Annotated in this window: 16 protein-coding genes; 7 read left to right on the forward strand and 9 right to left on the reverse strand. The window is 70.9% G+C overall.

The genetic code is table 11. The features are described 5' to 3' along the window. Positions 1 to 246 precede the first annotated feature (246 nt). The 6 genes from RF645_RS12545 to RF645_RS12570 all read left to right on the forward strand — a co-directional run bounded on the left by RF645_RS12545 (position 247) and on the right by RF645_RS12570 (position 6081). Positions 247 to 903, forward strand: coding sequence for a GntR family transcriptional regulator (locus RF645_RS12545; protein ID WP_314302291.1), 657 nt, complete (start codon positions 247 to 249; stop codon positions 901 to 903). Continuing rightward, positions 900 to 2417: an MmgE/PrpD family protein gene (locus tag RF645_RS12550; RefSeq protein WP_368819211.1), complete on the forward strand. Its 1518-nt coding sequence runs from the start codon at positions 900 to 902 to the stop codon at positions 2415 to 2417. The genes RF645_RS12545 and RF645_RS12550 overlap by 4 nt, the downstream gene beginning before the upstream one ends. Then, entirely contained in the window at positions 2417 to 3322 is a 906-nt protein-coding gene (gene prpB, locus RF645_RS12555; RefSeq protein WP_368819212.1) for a methylisocitrate lyase, read from the forward strand. Before RF645_RS12550 ends, prpB begins: the two co-directional genes overlap by 1 nt. Then, positions 3322 to 4482, forward strand: a complete 1161-nt coding sequence (locus tag RF645_RS12560) for a bifunctional 2-methylcitrate synthase/citrate synthase (protein ID WP_006215828.1) — start codon at positions 3322 to 3324, stop codon at positions 4480 to 4482. Before prpB ends, RF645_RS12560 begins: the two co-directional genes overlap by 1 nt. A gap of 160 nt (positions 4483 to 4642) precedes the next feature. Further along, positions 4643 to 5023 carry a GNAT family N-acetyltransferase gene (locus RF645_RS12565; protein ID WP_368819213.1) on the forward strand — a complete coding sequence of 127 codons (381 nt, stop codon included), beginning with the start codon at positions 4643 to 4645 and terminating at the stop codon, positions 5021 to 5023. Beyond that, positions 5020 to 6081 (forward strand): FUSC family protein, encoded by a 1062-nt coding sequence (locus RF645_RS12570; RefSeq protein WP_368819214.1) that lies wholly within the window; start codon positions 5020 to 5022, stop codon positions 6079 to 6081. The genes RF645_RS12565 and RF645_RS12570 overlap by 4 nt, the downstream gene beginning before the upstream one ends. Here RF645_RS12570 and RF645_RS12575 read toward each other — a convergent pair. From RF645_RS12575 to RF645_RS12615, 9 genes are read right to left on the reverse strand one after another with little or no spacing between them, the layout of a single operon-like run. Next, positions 6026 to 7069, reverse strand: coding sequence for a site-specific tyrosine recombinase XerD (locus RF645_RS12575; protein WP_368819215.1), 1044 nt, complete (start codon positions 7067 to 7069; stop codon positions 6026 to 6028). The genes RF645_RS12570 and RF645_RS12575 overlap by 56 nt on opposite strands. 30 nt (positions 7070 to 7099) lie before the next feature. After that, a complete protein-coding gene (locus RF645_RS12580; protein ID WP_368819216.1) occupies positions 7100 to 7795 on the reverse strand; it encodes an NUDIX domain-containing protein in 696 nt (231 codons plus the stop codon). A 5-nt stretch (positions 7796 to 7800) separates the two neighbouring features. Beyond that, positions 7801 to 9537 (reverse strand): CTP synthase, encoded by a 1737-nt coding sequence (locus RF645_RS12585; protein ID WP_024290207.1) that lies wholly within the window; start codon positions 9535 to 9537, stop codon positions 7801 to 7803. A 57-nt stretch (positions 9538 to 9594) separates the two neighbouring features. Continuing rightward, entirely contained in the window at positions 9595 to 11340 is a 1746-nt protein-coding gene (gene recN, locus RF645_RS12590) for a DNA repair protein RecN (RefSeq protein ID WP_368819217.1), read from the reverse strand. Next, positions 11337 to 12422, reverse strand: a complete 1086-nt coding sequence (locus tag RF645_RS12595) for an NAD kinase (protein ID WP_368819218.1) — start codon at positions 12420 to 12422, stop codon at positions 11337 to 11339. Before RF645_RS12595 ends, recN begins: the two co-directional genes overlap by 4 nt. A gap of 60 nt (positions 12423 to 12482) precedes the next feature. Beyond that, entirely contained in the window at positions 12483 to 13253 is a 771-nt protein-coding gene (locus RF645_RS12600) for a TlyA family RNA methyltransferase (RefSeq protein ID WP_314302196.1), read from the reverse strand. Further along, on the reverse strand, positions 13250 to 13432 hold the full coding sequence (locus tag RF645_RS12605) for a hypothetical protein (protein WP_006215836.1): 183 nt from the start codon (positions 13430 to 13432) through the stop codon (positions 13250 to 13252). The genes RF645_RS12600 and RF645_RS12605 overlap by 4 nt, the downstream gene beginning before the upstream one ends. Beyond that, positions 13429 to 14430 (reverse strand): HAD-IIA family hydrolase, encoded by a 1002-nt coding sequence (locus RF645_RS12610; protein WP_368819219.1) that lies wholly within the window; start codon positions 14428 to 14430, stop codon positions 13429 to 13431. Before RF645_RS12610 ends, RF645_RS12605 begins: the two co-directional genes overlap by 4 nt. Before the next feature lies 1 nt (position 14431). After that, positions 14432 to 16621: a hypothetical protein gene (locus RF645_RS12615; protein ID WP_368819220.1), complete on the reverse strand. Its 2190-nt coding sequence runs from the start codon at positions 16619 to 16621 to the stop codon at positions 14432 to 14434. Positions 16622 to 16778: 157 nt separating this feature from the next. Between RF645_RS12615 and RF645_RS12620 the strand changes: the two genes are divergently transcribed. Further along, entirely contained in the window at positions 16779 to 17990 is a 1212-nt protein-coding gene (locus RF645_RS12620) for a dicarboxylate/amino acid:cation symporter (protein WP_251715538.1), read from the forward strand. The last annotated feature ends 942 nt before the right edge of the window (positions 17991 to 18932 follow it).

Raw genomic sequence — 18932 nt, forward strand, 5'->3', positions numbered from 1 at the left:
TGGGCCGGTCCGGTCCGGGGCGCCGCGCAGGCGATGCACACGGTGCGCCGCCGCCGGGCCCCGCCCGGTTCCATGTCCGCCACACTAGTGACTCAGCTCACTCAGCACCACCCCTGTGTATACATTGATGCCCATCGCCTGCTCGGCGGCGTGACAGGAACCGCGGTCCGTGGCAGGGTGTGTATACACAGCAGGCGTCGCGAGCACGTCGGGCGCGCACCGAGTCCCCGGGCGGAGAGGAGCACCATGCGAGCAGGTCAGCGCGTGCACCTCCAGCTGCGCACGGAGATCCTCAACGGAGATCTCGCCCCCGGGGCACCCCTGGGGGAGGTCGAGCTCTCCGAGCGCTTCGGGACCTCCCGCACGCCGGTGCGCGAGGCCCTGGGCCTGCTGGCCGCCGACGGCCTGGCCGAGCAGATCGGAGGCCGCGGCACGGCGGTCAGCCGGATCAGCGCCGCGGACATCGAGCCGCTGTTCGAGCTCCGCGAGGCCCTCGAGGTCAAGGCCGCTCGACTGGCGGCGGTGCGCTGCACGCCGGGCGACTTCGTGCACCTGGCCGAGGAGCTGCAGGGCATCTCGAACCAGCTGGACCGAGACCCGGTCCCGGACGAGTACTACGAGCTCGTCGCCCGCATGGACCGGATGATCGACGACGCCGCGGCCAACCCCTGGCTCGTCACCGCCCTGGAGACCGTGCGCACCCAGCTCATCCGGGTGCGCCGGCTCTCGTCCCACGACCCGTCCCGGCTGGTCAGCGCCGCCCAGGAGCACGCCGCGATCGCCCGGGCCATCGCCTCCGGCTCCGAGCAGCTGGCCGAGGCCGCCGTGCGCCTGCACCTGCACCAGGCCCTGAGCGCAGCCCTCGAGAAGACCGAAACCACCGCATCAGAGAGGACGTCATGACCGTCAACCACACCGTGAAGGTCCACCCGTCATCGGCGCAGCTGCCCCGCGAGGAGCAGCTGGCCTGGAAGATCGCCGAGGTCGCCGCCGACCCGGTGGAGGTCTCCCCCGAGGTCACCGATATGGTGATCAACCGCGTGCTGGACAACGCCTCGGTCGCCATGGCCTCCGTGAACCGCGCGCCGATCGTCTCCGCCCGCGATCAGGCGCTGCGCCACCGCCCGGCCGAGGGCGCTCGCGGAGCGCAGGTCTTCGGCGTCGATCGCTCCACCGGTGTCTCCCCCGAGTGGGCTGCCTGGGCCAACGGCGTGGCCGTACGCGAGCTCGACTTCCACGACACCTTCCTGGCCGCCGAGTACTCCCACCCCGGCGACAACATCCCGCCGATCCTCGCGGTGGCCCAGCACACCGGCGCCAGCGGCGCGGACCTGGTCCGCGGCATCGCCACCGGCTACGAGATCCAGGTCGATCTGACCAAGGCCATCTGCCTGCACGCCCACAAGATCGACCACGTGGCCCACCTGGGCCCCTCCGCGGCAGCCGGCATCGGCACGCTGCTGCACCTGGACCCGTCCGTGATCTTCCACGCGATCGGCCAGGCCCTGCACACCACCACGGCCACCCGCCAGTCCCGCAAGGGCGAGATCTCCACCTGGAAGGCCCACGCCCCGGCCTTCGCCGGCAAGATGGCCGTGGAGGCCGTCGATCGCGCCATGCGCGGACAGACCTCCCCCACTCCCATCTGGGAGGGCGAGGACGGCGTGATCGCCTGGCTGCTGGACGGCAAGGACGCCTCCTACGAGGTCCCGCTGCCGGGCCCGGGCGAGGCCAAGCGCGCCATCCTGGACACCTACACCAAGGAGCACTCCGCCGAGTACCAGGCCCAGGCCTGGATCGACCTGGCGCGGCGCCTGCACTCCGAGCACCCGGAGATCGCGAACGCGGACAACGTCGACTCGATCGTGCTGCACACCTCGCACCACACCCACTACGTCATCGGCTCCGGCGCCAACGATCCGCAGAAGTACGACCCCAAGGCCTCTCGCGAGACCCTGGATCACTCGATCCCGTACATCTTCACCGTGGCGCTGCAGGACGGCGAATGGAACCACTCGGCCTCCTACGCCCCCGAGCGCGCGGGCCGTCCGGAGACGGTCGCCCTGTGGAACAAGGTCACCACGCAGGAGGATCCGGAGTGGACCCGCCGCTACCACTCCCTGGACATCTCCGAGAAGGCCTTCGGCGGCCGTGCGGAGGTCACCCTCACCGACGGCACCCGGATCGTCGAGGAGATCGCCGTGGCGGACGCCCACCCGCTCGGCGCCCGTCCGTTCGCCCGCGAGCAGTACCTGACCAAGCTTCGCTCGCTGGCCGAGGGCGTCGTGGCGGAATCCGAGCTCGAGCGCTTCATCCAGGCGGCCGAGGAGCTGCCCAGCCTGAAGGCGGGCGATCTCGGCGCGCTGAACATCCTGGCCTCCGTCGACCTGGCCACCGGACCCGAGGGGATCTTCTGATGCTGTACTCCCACGTCACCGCCCAGCAGAAGCGCAAGCGCTTCCGCGAGCTGCTCGCCGAAGACCGCTGCGTCCAGTTCCCCGGCACGTTCACGCCGCTGGCCACGTCGATGATCCAGGAGAAGGGCTTCGACGGCGTCTACATCTCCGGCGGCGTCCTGGCCAACGAACTCGGCCTTCCGGACATCGGGCTGACCACGCTCACCGAGGTGGCGACCCGCGGCGGGCAGATCGCCCGCACCACGGACCTGCCCACCCTGATCGACGCCGACACCGGGTTCGGCGAGGCCATGAACGTAGCCCGCACCATCCAGGAGCTCGAGAACGCCGGGCTGTCCGGGTGCCACCTGGAGGACCAGGTCAACCCCAAGCGCTGCGGGCACCTGGACGGCAAGGCCGTCGTGGACCAGGACACCGCCGTGCAGCGACTGCAGGCCGCCGCCAAGGCACGGCGCGATCCGGATCTCGTGCTCATGGCCCGCACCGACATCCGCGCAGTGGACACCCTCGAGGCCACGATCGAGCGTGCCCAGGCGCTGGTCGAGGCCGGCGCGGACGCGATCTTCCCGGAGGCGATGAAGGACCTCTCCGAGTTCGAGGCCGTCGCCGCAGCACTCGACGTGCCGGTGCTGGCGAACATGACGGAGTTCGGCAAGTCCGAGCTGTTCACGGTCCAGCAGCTGCAGGACGCCGGGGTCTCCATGGTCATCTACCCCGTCTCCGCACAGCGCGCAGCCATGGGTGCGGTCGAGCGCCTGCTCGACACCATCCGGCAGGACGGCACCCAGCAGGCCGCTGTGCCCCAGATGCAGACGCGAGCGCGTCTGTACGAGACCGTCGACTACGACGGCTACAACCAGTTCGACAGCCAGGTCTTCGCATTCGACGTCCCAGGAGGCAAGTGATGAGCACTGCAGATCAGTCCACCCAGGAACCCGAGGTCCACAAGGGCCTGGCCGGCGTCGTCGCCGATGTCACGGCCGTCTCCAAGGTCAACCCCGAGTCCAACTCCCTGCTCTACCGCGGCTATCCCGTCCAGGAGCTGGCGGCCTCGCGCACGATCGAGGAGGTCGCGCTGCTGCTGTGGAACGGCGAGCTGCCCACCGCGCAGGAGCTGACGGAGTTCGAGGAGTTCGAGCGGGCGCACCGCGACCTGAGCCCCGAGCTCAAGGCCGTGATCGACGCCCTGCCCACGGACTGCCACCCCATGGACGTGTGCCGCACCGCGATCTCCGTCCTGGGCGCCCAGCACCCCAAGGCCGAGGACGCCTCCCCCGAGGCGGAGCTGGAGAAGTCCAAGGCGCTGTTCGCGGCCATGCCCGCGGTGGTCTGCTACGACCAGCGCCGCCGCCACGGCAAGGGCCCGATCTCCGCCCGCGATGACCTCAGCTACAGCGAGAACCTGCTGTGGATGGCCTTCGGCGAGGAGGCCGATCCGGAGGTCGTCGACGCCTTCAACGTGTCGATGATCCTGTACGCCGAGCACTCCTTCAACGCCTCGACCTTCACGGCGCGCGTGATCACCTCCACGCTGGCGGACCTGCACAGCGCCGTGGTCGGTGCGGTCGGCGCGCTCAAGGGCCCGCTGCACGGCGGCGCCAACGAGGCCGTCATGCACACCTTCCAGGAGCTCGGCATCCGCAAGGACGAGTCGGAGGAAGACGCCGAGAAGCGGGCCAAGGAGTGGATGGACCAGGCCCTGGCCGAGAAGAAGAAGGTCATGGGCTTCGGCCACCGCGTCTACAAGAACGGCGATTCCCGCGTGCCCACCATGCAGGACGCCCTGTTCCGCATGCTGGATCACTACGACCGCCGGGAGATCCTGGGCCTCTACAACGGCCTGGCCCGCTCCATGGACGAGGCCAAGCAGATCAAGCCCAACCTGGACTACCCGGCCGGGCCCACCTACTGGCTCATGGGCTTCGACATTCCCACGTTCACCCCGCTGTTCGTGTGCGCCCGCCTCACCGGGTGGACCGCGCACATCATGGAGCAGCGTGCCGCGAACTCGCTGATCCGGCCGCTGTCGGCCTACAACGGCCCCGACGAGCGCCACCTGGACTGATCCTCGATCTGTCCTGACCGGGCCCCGCCGATCCCCAGCGATCGGCGGGGCCCGGTCCGTTCGGGGACTTGCTCGTCGGGACCCGACGACAGCGCCTCGCCTCCGGCTCCCACAGAACACGGCGACGGGACGCCGTCCGGATCTTCGTAGACTCTTCGTCATGCCCGAACTGCACCGCGCCACCGCCGACGACCTGACCGACCCGGTGCTGGACTCCCGCACCCGCATGATCGGCGGCCTCGTCAGCGACGGCGCAGCCCTCGGCTGGACCGACCCGCCCGCGCGGGAAGAGCTCGAGGACCTGCTGCGCGGCATCATCGACGGCCCTGCCCACGATGCCTGCGGTCTGCGCCTGCTGCTCGAGCAGGCGCAGACCGCAGGCATCGAGCACCTCACCCTCGACCTGCGCGAGGGCAATGAGCGAGCCCAGCATCTCTACGCCTCGGAGGGCCTCCGGGAGTACGGCCGATTGGCGGACTTCGTGGCACCCGGCGACGGCACCCGCTGCGCCAAGATCTTCATGGTCCGCTCCTTCGCATGATCGTGAAGAGCCACCTCCAGGACTTCCTCCATATCCCCTCCGGGCGCGGTCACCGCGGGCCTGCCGCGCGCGTCGGGATCGGCATCGCGCTGCCCCTTCTGGCCGTCGTCCTGCTCGGGCGACTGGATCTGTGCGTGCACGTGATCTTCGGATCGCTCACGGGTGTGTTCGGACGCGCGGATGCACCGCGCCTGCGCTTCCAGCACCTGGCGATCGCAGGGGCGCTCATGAGCGGCAGCGTCATCGCCGGGGCGGCCTTGGCCAGCGCCGGGCTCGGCCCCTGGGCTGTGACGTTCGCAGCCGTCGTCGTGGCCGCCGTGCTGTCCGTCGTCTCGGACCGGCTGCAGCTGCGCCCAGCGGGCCCCTTCTTCTTCCTGTACGCCTTCACCACCACCGCCGGGGTGCCCGAGCAGGGCCAGCTGTGGGAGTCGGCGCTGGCGGCTGGGGGGAGCGCGGCCACCGTCGTGGCGCTGGGCTTCCTCTCGAGGCGCTCCTCCCCCGGCTCCACCACCCGTGCTCCCAGGCCGCAGCCCGAGCGGGTGGACTGGCCGGAGGCACTGGCGCGTGCCTCACGCTACGCCGTCGCCGTCGGTGCGGCAGGCTCGGTGGCCATCGCCAGCGGCCAGGGCCATCAACACTGGGCGATCCTGGCGGCGACGGCTCCGATCGCCGCGGCGGATCTCGCCGGAGCCGCGAACCGGGTCGTGCACAGCATCATCGGGACCTTCGCCGGCGTGGCCCTGGCCGGTCTCCTCCTGCTGATCGACTGGAGCCCGCTGGGGCTGGCCCTGCTGCTGGCGGCGCTGCAGTTCGCCAATGAGCTGTACGCGGTCCGCCACTACAGCCTGGCCCTGGTGTTCCTCACACCGGTGGCGCTGATGATGACGAGCTTCGTGGTCGCCACCCCCGCCCGCGAACTGATCGGCGATCGCGTCGTGGAGACGGGCATTGGAGCCGCCCTTGCCCTGCTGCTGGTCAGTGCCACCAGCGGGATGCGCAGCCTCAGCGGGCGCGCGGGTGGGCCATGGCCCACACCTCGCGCAGAGAATCGGCCGTGACCAGCGTGTAGACCTGCGTGGTCGTCACCGACGCATGCCCCAGCAGCTCCTGGACCACCCGCAGGTCCGCCCCGCCCTCGAGCAGGTGCGTGGCGAAGGAATGGCGCAGCGTGTGCGGGCTGACCTCCACGCCCTCGGCACTCAGCCCTGCGGCCTCGGCGGCCTGGGCGGCCTGGGCCACCGTGTTCCACACCGTCTGCCGGGAGATCCGCCCGCCGCGCTGATTGAGGAAGACCGCGGCATCGGCCTTCCCCTTGGCCGCCAGCTCGGGCCGGCCGCGCACCATCCACGCCTCCAGCGCGGCGACGGCGGGCCGTCCCAGCGGCACCATGCGCTGCTTGGAGCCCTTGCCGAACAGCCGCAGGAACGGCAGCCTCGACGGCTGCTCCCCCGACCTCAGCGCCGCCGACAGGTCATCGACGTCCAGGCCGATGACCTCGGAGGCGCGCGCCCCCGTGGAGTAGAGGACCTCGAGCAGCGCCCGATCGCGCAGCCCGGCAGGCGTGGACGGATCCGGCGCCTCGAGCAGCCGCGTGATCCGCTCGGCGGAGATCGCCTTGGGCAGCCGCATCCCCGGCGTGGGCGGCGGGACCTGAGCGGCGGGATCGTGCTCGGTGAGATCCTCGAGCAGCCAGAAGCGATGCGCACCGCGCACCGCCACCACGACCCGGGCGGCGCTGCGAGCGCTCAGCCCCGCGCCGGTCTGCTCCCCGGTCTCCTCTGCCGCAGGGCGCTGCAGCCAGCGCACGAAGCCGGTGACATGGGCGACCGTGATCTCCCGCGGATCATCGACCGGTGGTGCCTGCGCGCCGTCGCCGATCTCCGTCAGGAATCGGACGTAGCGCGCCAGATCCCGTCGATAGGCGCTCAGCGTGTTGGCGGCCAGCCCCCGCTCCACGGCAAGGTGCTGCAGATAGCGCTCGACCGCCCGCTGCACCGCTGACGAAGCAGCAGAGGATTCAGCGGGCGGTCGAGACGCGAGGGACACCGGAGACACCTGGATGCCGAGGACGACGCCTCAGCGGGCATCCGGCGGTGTGATGGTGGCGGGAGTCACCCCGTCGGTGCCGCGCAGCCCGGGATGGGCAGGCCACGCGGCATCGGCCGGGCGCAACGAGGACCAGCCTGCGGCGCGCGAGGCGTGGGCGGCCAGCACCCCGGTGACCAGGTTGGGGTTGTGCAGGCTGCCGTCGAGCACGGCCGCCACGGCGTCGTCGAGCGGGACCCACGTGGCGACGATCTCGGACTCCTCATCCTCGCGCTCGAACTCCTGCTCCAGGGTGGTGAGCTCGCGGGCCAGGTAGATCCGCAGAGACTCCGCTGAGGAGCCGGGGCTGTTGTGGAACTCGACCAGGGTGTCGAGGCGCCCGGCGGACAGGTCCGCCTCCTCCCCCAACTCGCGAGCCGCGGCCTTGGCCGGGTGTTCGCCCTCCACATCGAGGATGCCTGCGGGGATCTCCCACTGCGTCATCCCCACAGGGTGGCGGTACTGGCGGATGAGCAGGACGCGCTCCTGATCGTCCAAGGCCAGGATCGCCACAGCACCGGGGTGGGTGATGAAGTCGCGGGTCATCCGGGGACCGTCGTGGGAGAGCTCCACCTGCTCCGAGACGACGTCCCAGATCCGGCCCTCGTAGACCGTCTCGGAAGCCAGGACGCGCCGCGGATCCACGCGATCCGTCAGCTCCCCGGCACCCAGTTCCACGAACTCCATGCGGCTCAGCGCTCCGGGGACTCGTCCGTGCGGGAGGCCTGGCGCTCCAGGCCCGCCTTGACCAGCCCGGCGAACAGCGGGTGGGCCTTGGTGGGACGCGAGAGCAGCTCGGGGTGGGCCTGCGTGGAGACGTAGTACGGGTGAGTCTCCCGCGGCAGCTCCACGAACTCGACCAGGGTGCCGTCGGGCGAGGTGCCCGAGATGACCAGACCGGCCTCGGTGAGCTGATCGCGGTAGTCGTTGCCGACCTCGTAGCGGTGGCGGTGGCGCTCCTGGACCTCGGTGGCGCCGTAGGCCTCGGCCACGACCGAGCCCTCCGTGAGCCTGGCCGGGTACAGGCCCAGTCGCATGGTGCCGCCCAGATCGCCGGCGCCCTCCACGAACTGCTCCTGCTCGGCCATCGTGGCGATCACGGGAGTGGCCGTGTCCGGGTCGAACTCGGTCGAGGAGGCGTCGTGCAGGCCCACGACGGAGCGGGCGTACTCGATGACCATCGACTGCAGGCCCAGGCACAGGCCCAGGGTGGGCAGGCCCGTGGTGCGCGCGTAGGTCAGCGCGCCGAGCTTGCCCTCCAGGCCGCGGATTCCGAAGCCGCCGGGCACGCAGATGGCGTCGACGTCGCCGAGCTCCCGCGCTGCGCCCTCGGGGGTCTGGCACAGGTCCGAGGCCACCCACTTGATCTTCACGCGGGCGTCGTTGGCGAAGCCGCCGGCGCGCAGCGCCTCGGAGACCGACAGGTAGGCGTCCGGCAGGTCGATGTACTTCCCGACCAGCCCGATCGTCAGGTAGTGCTTGGGCTCGTGGACGGCGCTGAGCAGCTTGTTCCAGTGCGAGAAGTCGGCCTCGGTGCGCTCCATCCCGAAGTAGTCGAGGATGGAGCCGTCCAGGTCCTGGCCGTGCAGGGTCTTGGGGATGTCGTAGATGCTCGGGGCATCGGCGCAGGAGATCACGGAGTCGATGTCGACGTCGCAGGCGTCGGCGATCTTGGCCCGCATGGAGTCCGGCAGGTCGCGATCGCAGCGCAGCACCAGGCCGTCGGGCTGGATGCCGAGGTTGCGCAGCGCAGCCACCGAGTGCTGGGTGGGCTTGGTCTTCAGCTCCTTGGCCGGGCCGATGTACGGGATCAGCGACACGTGCAGGTAGAACACGTTGCGTCGGCCGATGTCGCGGCGGACCTGGCGGGCGGCCTCGATGAACGGCTGCGACTCGATGTCGCCCACGGTGCCGCCGATCTCGGTGATGATCACGTCCGGGGCCTCCTCGCCCTCCGGCACGTGATCGGCGTGCCAGCGCATGCGCGCCTTGAGCTCGTCCGTGATGTGCGGGATGACCTGGACGGTCTGGCCGAGGTATTCGCCGCGGCGCTCCTTGGCGATCACGGAGGAGTACACCTGGCCGGTGGTCACGTTGGAGGAGGCGTCGAGGTCCTCGTCGAGGAAGCGCTCGTAGTGACCGATGTCCAGGTCGGTCTCGGCGCCGTCGTCGGTCACGAAGACCTCGCCGTGCTGGAACGGGTTCATGGTGCCCGGATCCACGTTGAGGTAGGGATCGAGCTTCTGCATCGTGACCTTGAGGCCGCGGGCCTTGAGGATCATCCCGAGCGAGGAGGCCGTCAGTCCCTTGCCCAGGGACGAGACCACACCGCCCGTCACGAAGATCTGCCGGGTGACCTTGCCGGTGGAGCCGGAGGTCTCTGTCTGCGTATCGCCAGCCGTTGCGGCGGCATTCTGAGCGTTCACCACGGGGTTCGAGCCTATCACTGGACGGTCGGGGGGTCTGCGAGGGGGTGGGGAGGGGCGCTAGGCCGAGGCATCGCGCAGCAGCTCGCGGGCGTGCTCCTGCGCTGCCTCGGAGTCCTCGTGGCCCGCCAGCATGCGGGCGAGCTCGATGACGCGCTCGTCCTGCGAGAGCACGCTCACATCCGAGACGGTCGAGTCCGAGCTCTTGGTCACGAGCACGTGCTCATCGGCGAAGGCCGCGACCTGCGGCAGGTGCGTCACCACGAGCACCTGCACGTTCTGGGCCAGCATCTTCAGGCGCCGGCCGATCTCCAGGGCGGCCTTGCCGCCCACGCCGGAGTCGACCTCGTCGAACACGAACGTGGGCACGGGGTCGACGGCGGCCAGCACGACCTCCAGCGCCAGCATCAGGCGCGAGAGCTCACCGCCGGAGGCGCCCTTGCCCAGAGGCCGCGGCGAGGCATCGGCGTGAGCTCGCAGCAGGAACTCGACGGTGTCGCGGCCCCAGCGGTCGAAGCGCTGCGACGGCTCCACGGAGACGATCAGCGCGGCGTTGGGCATGGCCAGCGCCTTGAGCTCGGTGCCGACCTCCTGCGCGAGCTGCTCCGCTGCGCGGCGACGGCACTGGGTGAGCTCGCCCGCCTGCGCCTCGAGCGCCTCCAGCAGCTGATCGCGCTGCGCTGCCAGCTGCTCCTCGCGCTGGGGGTCGTCGCCGAGCGATTCCAGGCGGGTGCGGGCGGTCTCGGCGAAGGCGAGCACCTCGTCGATGTCCGCGCCGTAGGTCTTGGTCAGCCCCCGCAGGGCGGCTCGGCGCGCCTCGACCTCGGCCAGCCGCGCGGGGCCGTCCTCGTCCAGGCCGGTCGCGTAGGCGGAGAGGTCCGCGGCGACGTCGTTGGTCAGCACGGACAGCTCGCGCACGCGCTGGGCCAGCTGCTCGAGCTCGGGATCGGAGTCGGCCTCCTGCTCGAGTGCGGACAGCGCCCGGTCCACCAGCAGGATCGACGACGCCGCGTCCGGATCCTCCTCGCTTCCCGACAGCGCCGCGTGCGCGGTCATGGAGGCGCCGCGCAGCGACTCGAGGCTCGTGAGCTTCTGCGATTCGGCGTTCAGGGCCTCGTCCTCACCGCTGACCGGCTCGACGGCGTCGATCTCCTCGAGCGCGGCCCGCAGCGACTGCGCCTCGAGCGCGCGCTCCCGGCCCTTCTCGCGGATCTCGGAGAGCTCGGCCTCGACGGCCTCGAACGACGACAGCGCCGCACGGTACTCGCCCAGCAGCTCCTCGAAGCCCCGGCTCTCGGCGGCCTTCTTCCGACCGCGTGCCGAGCCGGTGTCGTGCACGGCTGCGAACGTGTCCAGCGCATGGCGCTGCGCGGCCGCCGAGGTCAACCGCAGCTGATCCGACTGCCCGTGCACGGCCACCAGGGTCTCGCCGAGCTCGCCGAGCCGAGCCACCGGGGCGCTGCGTCCGCCCACGTGCGCCCGCGAGCGCCCCGTGGCGGCCACGGTGCGGCTGAGCTGCAGGGAGGCGCGGTCCTGCTCGTGGTCGACGTCTCCCCCGGCGTCTTCCACCAGAGCCACCGCGGCGTGATCGGACGGGACGTTCACGACGGCCTCCGCCACGGCCTTCTCTGCGCCCACGCGCACAGCGCCGGCGTCGGCGCGGCGTCCCAGCAGCATGCCCAGGGCGGTCACGACCATGGTCTTGCCCGCGCCGGTCTCGCCGGAGAGGATCGTCAGCCCCGGCCCCAGGGGGAGCACGGCATCGGGGATCACCCCGAGATCGCGGATGTGGATCTCCTCGATCATGAGCCCTCCTCCGGACGATCGGCCTGCGGGATCTCCTGGCCCACGGACAGGTGCTGAGGCGTGCCCGGCACCTGGCGGCGGATGGTCGTGCGGTAGTCCGGCTGGACGATCGGCAGCGTGGAGGTGGCGTCCGAGATCTCGTCCCGCTCCACGGGGCCGCGCCAGCCTGCGGTCGGCAGGCCGAACTTCTTGACCAGGCGCTCCGAGAACGGCGTGCGATGCATGCGCGCCAGGGTCACGGGCCGCTCGGCGCGGGTGACCTCGATGCGCGATCCCGGAGGCAGCTCGACCGTGCGGCGGCCGTCGCACCACAGCACGCCGCGGGCATCGGTGCGGGTGAGCACCTCCACGGCGATCATGGACGACGGCGAGACGACCAGCGGCCGCGAGAACAGCGCGTGCGGCGAGAGCGGGACCATCAGCAGCGCCTCGACCTCCGGCCACACGACCGGTCCCCCGGCGGAGAACGCGTAGGCGGTCGAGCCGGTGGGTGTGGCCATGATGACGCCGTCGCAGCCGAAGGACGACAGGGGCCTGCGGTCCACCTCGGTGACGACCTCGAGCATCTTCTCGCGGTCGCCCTTCTCCACCGAGGCCTCGTTCAGCGCCCAGGTGTGCAGCACGGGGCGTCCGGCGTGCCAGACCCGCACGTCCAGGGCCATGCGGTCCTCGACGGTGTAGCGGCCGTCGACGACGGCCTGAACCGTCTCCGCCAGGCCGGAGCGCTCGGATTCGGCCAGGAACCCCACATGGCCCAGATTCACACCCAGCAGCGGGACCTCGACGTCGCGGACGACCTCCGCGGCGCGCAGGATGGAGCCGTCGCCGCCGAGCACGACCACCAGCTCGATGTCCGACAGCGCGCAGTTGTCCGGCACCACTCCCACCGGGGGCAGCTCGTCCACCTCCGGGGCGCGCAGCATGGCGTCCCGGTCCTCGGCGGTCAGGACGCCCTCCACGCCGGAGTCGGCCAGCTGGCGCAGTGTCTGCTGGGCTGCGACCCGGGCCTCCGGACGTCCCATGTGGGCGAGCACCAGGATGCGTCGTGAGGCGGGCGCGCGCATGCCGGAGTCGTCGATCATGCGCTCCACCCTACGTCCTCCGACCGACGGCACACGGAGGGCCCGGTTCTGCCCTCGGGTTCAGGACGACGCCGGCACCGGACGCTGCAAGTGCAGGAAGAACTCATGGTTGCCGTCCTGGCCCGGCAGCGGCGAGCGCGTCCGCCCGAGCTCGATCAGGCCCGCAGCGACGCCTGCGGCCGCCACCTTCTCGACCGCCTCGAGGCGCTGCTGCTCCGAGGCGACCACTCCGTCGCGGCCCAGTCGATCCGCTCCGACCTCGAACTGCGGCTTGACCATGAGCAGCAGGTGCCCGCCGGGCAGGGTGGCCGCCGCCAGCGGTGCGATCACCAGGGTCAGGGAGATGAAGGAGACATCGCAGACGGTCAGCTCGGCAGGGCCGCCGATGTCCTCGGGGGCCATGTAGCGCAGGTTGAGGCCCTCGTGCACGCGCACCCGCGGATCCGCGCGCAGCTGCGGCACGAGCTGGTCGTGGCCCACGTCCACGGCCACGACCTCCCGTGCCCCGCCCCGCAGCAGCACGTCGGTGAATCCCCCGGTGGAGGCTCCGGCGTCCAGGCAGCGCAGCCCCTCCACGACGACGTCCGGGAACGCCTCGAGCGCCCCTGCCAGCTTGTGCCCGGCGCGGCTGACGTACTCGGGGCCCTCGGCCTCCTCGAGCTCCACCACGGAGGTCGCGGCCACCAGCTGCGAGGCCTTCCTCGTGCGCTGCCCGTCCACGCTCACGCGGCCCTCGGCGATCCATCGGGCGGCCAGAGTGCGCGAGCGCGCCAGGCCCCGGGTCACCAGGGCGCGGTCCAGCCGCTCGGCGCTCGGTCCTTCAGAGCTCACGACGTCCCGCCGGCACCGGCGATGCGCGACTGCGCGGACTCGAGCTCGCGGGTCAGCCGCTCGTGGGCGTCCTGATAGGCGGCGGCGTGCTCGCCCACGGGGCGCTGGTCCAGGTCCTCGAGGTCCTGCAGGACGCGCTGAACCCCGGGGCTCTGCGAGGGCTCGAACGACTGGGTCATGCCGCCGTCCACTCGATCTCGGGGATCGAGGCCGTGTCGACCTGCGGATGCCGGGCCCACCAGGCGGCGCAGGCGGCGCGCCAGGCGTCCAGGTCGTCCTCATCACCGGAGATCCGCAGGCCGTCGTCGTGCGCGGTGGCCTGCGCGGCACCGCAGCGCGCGATGCTGGCGCCGTCCGATTCCTCCACGGCGATCTCCGCCTCCGGGGCGAAGAGCCCCGTGAGATCGGCGATGAGGTGATCGGGGCGCTCGTCGGTGATCGCACCGAGGGCGGTGCGCACCGTGTCCACGCCGGTGAGCACCAGGGCGGTCGCGAAGCCGGCGCGATTGCCGCCCAGGATGTCGGTGTCCAGCCGGTCGCCGATCACCAGCGGGCGCTGAGCCCCCAGGCGCTGGGCGCCGGTGCGGAAGATCGGGGCCTCGGGCTTGCCCGCGACCTCCGGGGTGCGCCCGGTCGCCCTGGCCACCGCGTCCACCAGCGTCCCGTTGCCCGGGGCGATGCCCCGCTCGCGCGGGATCGAACCGTCGGTGTTCGTGGCGATCCAGAGCACCGAGGCATCGGCCAGGGTGTAGGCCGCCTCGGCCAGATCGCTCCAGCCGATCTCCGGGTCGAATCCCTGGACGACCGCCACGGGGTCGTCGTGCTCGGAGCTCACCGGGGTCAGGCCGGCCTCGGCGATGTAGTCCGACAGCGCCTGGGCCCCCGTGATCAGCGCGCGCGATCCGACCGGAAGGCGGTCGCTGAGCAGCTGGGCGGCGGCCTGCGCGGAGCTGATCACGTCCTCGCCGCGGGTCGCCACACCGAGCTCGCTGAGGTGCTCGGCGACCGTCTCGACGGCGCGCGAGGCGTTGTTCGTCACGAACATCACCGGCACGCCCTCGGACTTGGCCCGCTCGAGCGATTCCGGAGCCTCCGAGATCGCCCCGGGACCGGCGTAGACCACGCCGTCCAGGTCGGCCAGGATCGCGTCGCAGCCGTCGATCAGTCGCCGAGTCATCTCAGGAGTCCTCCTGCTCCGTCTCGCCCTCGCTCGCAGCACCGTCCGCGAGGGATTCGTCATCAGCGGCGGCGTCGCGGACGATGCCGCTTGGGCCCGACGACGGCGCCGGATCCTCATCGTCGTCGAAGCCGTCGGCGGAGGCCGACTCCCCGCCCATCGAGGCGAGGTCCTCGTCGTCGAGACCCGGCTGATGCTGCGCAGCGGGCTCCTCGGAGCCCTGCGCCGCGTCGTCCGCCTCGGCCTCGGCCTCGGCCTCGGACTGCCCGGTGACGTCGGAGACCCGGTCGATGTCGCGCTGGGCACCCTCGGCGGAGTCGAGCTCCACTCCGATCTCGTCCTCGCCCAGGTCCACGATCTCCGGGTCCTCGAACGGGCCGGTGCCCAGAGCGGCCTCTGCCACGAGGGCCTGCCGGTCCCAGGCGGTCGCCTCCTTCTCCCGCCCGACGCCGCGCAGAGCCTCGCCGTAGGCGCGGAACAGGCGCGGGCTGTAGGAGAAGCCGCGGTTGCGGTCCAGCTGAGGGATCTCCAGGACCTTCAGGGCGCCGTCGGCGTCGCCCTCGTCCCGGCGCAACCCTGCCACGATGATCGCCAGCTCCACGCGGGCATCGGCCGGGAGCTCGGTCACGCCCTCCGAGGTCGCCAGCTCCAGGGCCTTCTCCGGACGGCCCAGGGCCCGCTCGCAGTCGACCATCAGGGGGAGGTGGATGTCGTCGCCGGTCATGCGGCGGTACGTGCGCAGCTCCTTGAGGGCCTCGTGGTACTCGCCGTTCTCATAGGCAGCCACGCCTGCAGCCTCGCGGACCGCGGCCACGCGACCGGCGCGGCTGACGGCGTAGCGAGCGTGCTCCAGCGCGAAGGCGGGGTCGTCCTCGATGTAGCGGGCGACCATCACCAGGTGCTTCGAGACGGCCTCGGCGTTGTCGGCCTCGAGCGCGCGCACCTGGAACTGGGCGTCGCGGTCCAGTTCCTGGCCGGTGATGTCGGCATCGACCTCCGGACGCGGTGCGCCCACGGGACGGCCGCGCTCCTCGAAGGAGCTCGACGTCCGCCGCTGGCCGCCGCGGTCGTCGCGACGATCGTCCCGACGCTCCCCGCGGAAGCCGCCCTGCCGGTCATCCCTGCGCCCGCCACGCGAGTCTTCGCCGCGGAAGCCCCGACGCTGGCCATCGCGGGAGCCCCCTCCTCTGGAGCCCCCGCGGGAGTCGGAGCCGCGGGAGCCGCCGCGGCGGCCATCACGGGCGCCGTCCCGACCGCCGTCGGGGCGAGTGCCCGGGCCTCGACGGTCGTCCCTGCGCTCATCGCGACGCCCCTCGCCGCCGCGACGTGCCTCGCTGCTGTGACGCGGCTCGTCGCGCCATGTCGAGCGGGACTGTCCTCCGCGACGGTCATCGCCCCAGCTGCTGCGCCGCTCGCCGGAGCGCGCGCCGCGGGAATCGTCGCGCCCGCCGGGGCGATCACCGTTCCGACGCGGGCCGCGATCATCCCTGCGCTCGTCACGGCGCTGCCCGCCGCGGTCCTCCCAGCGACGACCGGAGCCGCCGCCCTGAGAGCCGCCCCGGAAGTCACGACGGGGTCCCCGGTCGTCCGGACGCCCATCGTCGCCGCGGAAGTCACGACGTGGAGCACCCGAGCGCTCATCGCGGCCACCCCGACGATCATCGCTGCGGAAGTCCCCGCGCGGACCGCCGGAGCGCCCCTCCCGGCCACCACGACGATCATCGCCGCGGAAGTCCCCGCGCGGGCCCTCCGAGCGATCGCCCTGAGCCCCACGGCGATCGTCGCCGCGGAAATCACGCCGAGGACCGTCCGAGCGCTGTCCCTGGCCGCCGCGGCCCTCGCGCGAGAATCCGCCGCGTGCGTCGCGCCCGCTGCGGGAATCGTCGCCGCGGAAGCCGCGTCGCTCACCATCGCGGGATCCGCCGCGCGCGTCGTCGCGGAAGCCGCGGCCCGAACCCTGGCGATCGTCACGCCGGGCGCCGCTGCGCCCCTGCCCCGACGATCCGTATCCGGAGCCGCCGCGATCATCGCGACCCCGCCCCGGAGTCCGACGATCGCCGCCCCGGTCCTCGCCGCGATCGTTGCTGTCCTGCGACCAGGCCTCGGCCATCTCAGTCCTCCGGTGCGCGTCGCGCAGATATGTGTTCAACAATTCCGTGATCTGCAGCTCATCCGAGTGCAGTCGTGCCATAGTGAGGCCGCAGCGGATGCGGCCTCTGAGCCAGGGACGGCACAGTCTACTCGTCCGCCGATCGCAGAACCGGTCGCAGCACCTGAGCGAGCGCACCACAGCTGGTCTCAGGGCCGCCTCCCCACACCCTGAAGAAAGACCCTCCATGCTCCATCGAATGCTGTCCTCACTGCTGACGAGAATCGTCGTCGCCATCGTGCTCGGCGCCCTGTGCGGCCTGTTCTTCCCGGAACCGATCGCTCGCGTCTTCGTCACGTTCAACGGCGTCTTCAGCGGCTTCCTCGGCTTCCTGATCCCCGTGCTGATCCTGGCCCTCGTCGCTCCGGCGATCGCGGATCTCGGGCGCGGCGCCGGCAAGTGGCTGCTGATCACGGCCGCCGTGGCCTACGGCTCCACCATCTGTGCCGGCCTTATGGCCTTCGGCACCTCGATGGCGCTGTTCCCGTCGCTGCTGGCCGATGAGACCCACGACGGCGGCGCACTGAGCGATCCCTCGGAGGAGTCGCTGTCGTCGTTCTTCAGCATCGAGATGCCCCCGCCCTTCGACATCATGACCGCGCTTCTGCTCGCCTTCTGCGTGGGCGTGGGCATCACGATGGTTCGCGGGACCACGCTGAAGAGCGGTCTGGAGGAGCTGCGCGACATCATCATGCTCGTGGTCACCCGCATCGTGATCCCGCTGCTGCCGGTCTACGTGTTCGGTTCGTTCCTGTCGCTGACCATGAACGGGCAGATCGGGACGGTCATCTCCACGTTCTTCAAGGTGGTCATCACCGCGTTCGTGCTCACGATCATCCTGCTGCTCCTGCAGTACGTGATCGCCGGGGCCATCGCCAAGAAGAACCCCATCCGCCTGCTCAAGAACATGCTGCCGGCCTACTTCACTGCCCTGGGCACGTCCTCCTCCGCGGCCACCATCCCGGTGACCCTGCAGGCCACCCGGAACAACGGGGTGAGCGAGGAGGTCGCCGGCTTCACGATCCCCCTGTGTGCCACGATCCACCTGGCCGGCTCGACCGTGAAGATCGTGCTGTTCTCCACCGCCGTCATGATGGTCACGGGCATCGAGATCGATCCGGTGCAGTACTTCGGCTTCATCCTGATGCTCGGCATCACCATGGTCGCCGCACCGGGCGTTCCCGGCGGTGCCATCATGGCCGCCGTGGGCATCCTGCAGTCCATGCTCGGCTTCGACGAGACTGCGATCTCCATCATGATCGCCACCTACGTGGCCATCGACTCGATCGGCACGGCCACCAACGTGACCGGTGACGGTGCGATCGCCGTGGCCATCGACCGCTTCTACAAGAAGTCGGAGGACATCGACGACGACGCTGTCGCTGAGGATCCGCGGCCGTCTGCTGTGTGATCTGCTCCCCGCGCCCTGAGCGCGGACGACGCTAAGGCCCCGAGCTCTCTGGAGGAGGCTCGGGGCCTTCGTCATTCGTCTCACCGCACCGCGAGCACCAGTGCCGCACCGCAGCGGGAAACGACACCACACCCCCAGAAGCCCACGGCCCCGCCATGACGACGAGAGCGGCCAAGGCCACTGCCTCTCGCCGAGTGGATACCCATTTGCGCTGAAACACCCCTCAGCGCAAGGCAGCGCACACTCGAATCACGTCTCAAGCCAGCAGGGCCCGCGGAGGGTCGGCAGACAGGGCCAGGGCGGCCGAGAGCCGGCAGACAGAGCCAGGAGAGCTTCTGGAGCGGAAACACCCACTCCCCTGTTCGAGTGGATCGCCAGCTGCATTGAGGACGCCGATACCGCAACTGAGGGTCCACTCGAGCGTCGGGAGCCAGCCCCGGCTCCGCACCCAGGCGCAGCGGGGTCCAGAGCTGCCCGTGCCGATGCCCCGAACGGCCCTCAGTCCTACTCAGAACCGGCACCGGCCCCTGAGATCGATTGGATGCTCAATTGCGTTGAGGACGCCGACAACGCAATTGAGCATCCAATCGTCGTGGGGCGGCAGCTCAGCTTGCGGCGTCATCGCGCGCAGGTGCTGTCTTTCGCTTCGCTGCTCACGGCCGCATCCCCCCTCACCGAAGCTGGCCCTTGACCGGCATTCGAGTGGATCCCCAATTGCGCTAAAGGCCCTCATAGCGCAATCAGGTATCCACTCAGCAGGAGGGGGCAAAAAGCATCTGGGCATGCGAAAAGAGGCCGACCGCGACTCGACCCATCCTCACCCTCACGGTGAAGACAAGGAGTCAGCGATCAGCCTCTCTCCGTATAAATAATTGCGGCGGCGACCTACTCTCCCACACCCATCAGAGTGCAGTACCATCGGCGCTGTGAGCCTTAGCTTCC

Source organism: Kocuria sp. CPCC 205260, from assembly GCF_040981045.1.
GTDB lineage: Bacteria > Actinomycetota > Actinomycetes > Actinomycetales > Micrococcaceae > Kocuria > Kocuria palustris.

Excerpts from the sequence above, each read along its gene's own strand:
- RF645_RS12570 (WP_368819214.1), top strand. The coding sequence starts at position 5,020 with ATGATCGTGAAGAGCCACCTCCAGGACTTCCTCCATATCCCCTCCGGG.
- RF645_RS12620 (WP_251715538.1), top strand. The coding sequence starts at position 16,779 with ATGCTGTCCTCACTGCTGACGAGAATCGTCGTCGCCATCGTGCTCGGC.
- RF645_RS12550 (WP_368819211.1), top strand. The coding sequence starts at position 900 with ATGACCGTCAACCACACCGTGAAGGTCCACCCGTCATCGGCGCAGCTG.
- RF645_RS12580 (WP_368819216.1), bottom strand. The coding sequence starts at position 7,795 with ATGGAGTTCGTGGAACTGGGTGCCGGGGAGCTGACGGATCGCGTGGAT.
- RF645_RS12545 (WP_314302291.1), top strand. The coding sequence starts at position 247 with ATGCGAGCAGGTCAGCGCGTGCACCTCCAGCTGCGCACGGAGATCCTC.
- recN (WP_368819217.1), bottom strand. The coding sequence starts at position 11,340 with ATGATCGAGGAGATCCACATCCGCGATCTCGGGGTGATCCCCGATGCC.
- RF645_RS12610 (WP_368819219.1), bottom strand. The coding sequence starts at position 14,430 with ATGACTCGGCGACTGATCGACGGCTGCGACGCGATCCTGGCCGACCTG.
- prpB (WP_368819212.1), top strand. The coding sequence starts at position 2,417 with ATGCTGTACTCCCACGTCACCGCCCAGCAGAAGCGCAAGCGCTTCCGC.
- RF645_RS12595 (WP_368819218.1), bottom strand. The coding sequence starts at position 12,422 with ATGATCGACGACTCCGGCATGCGCGCGCCCGCCTCACGACGCATCCTG.
- RF645_RS12560 (WP_006215828.1), top strand. The coding sequence starts at position 3,322 with ATGAGCACTGCAGATCAGTCCACCCAGGAACCCGAGGTCCACAAGGGC.
- RF645_RS12605 (WP_006215836.1), bottom strand. The coding sequence starts at position 13,432 with ATGACCCAGTCGTTCGAGCCCTCGCAGAGCCCCGGGGTTCAGCGCGTC.
- RF645_RS12615 (WP_368819220.1), bottom strand. The coding sequence starts at position 16,621 with ATGGCACGACTGCACTCGGATGAGCTGCAGATCACGGAATTGTTGAAC.
- RF645_RS12565 (WP_368819213.1), top strand. The coding sequence starts at position 4,643 with ATGCCCGAACTGCACCGCGCCACCGCCGACGACCTGACCGACCCGGTG.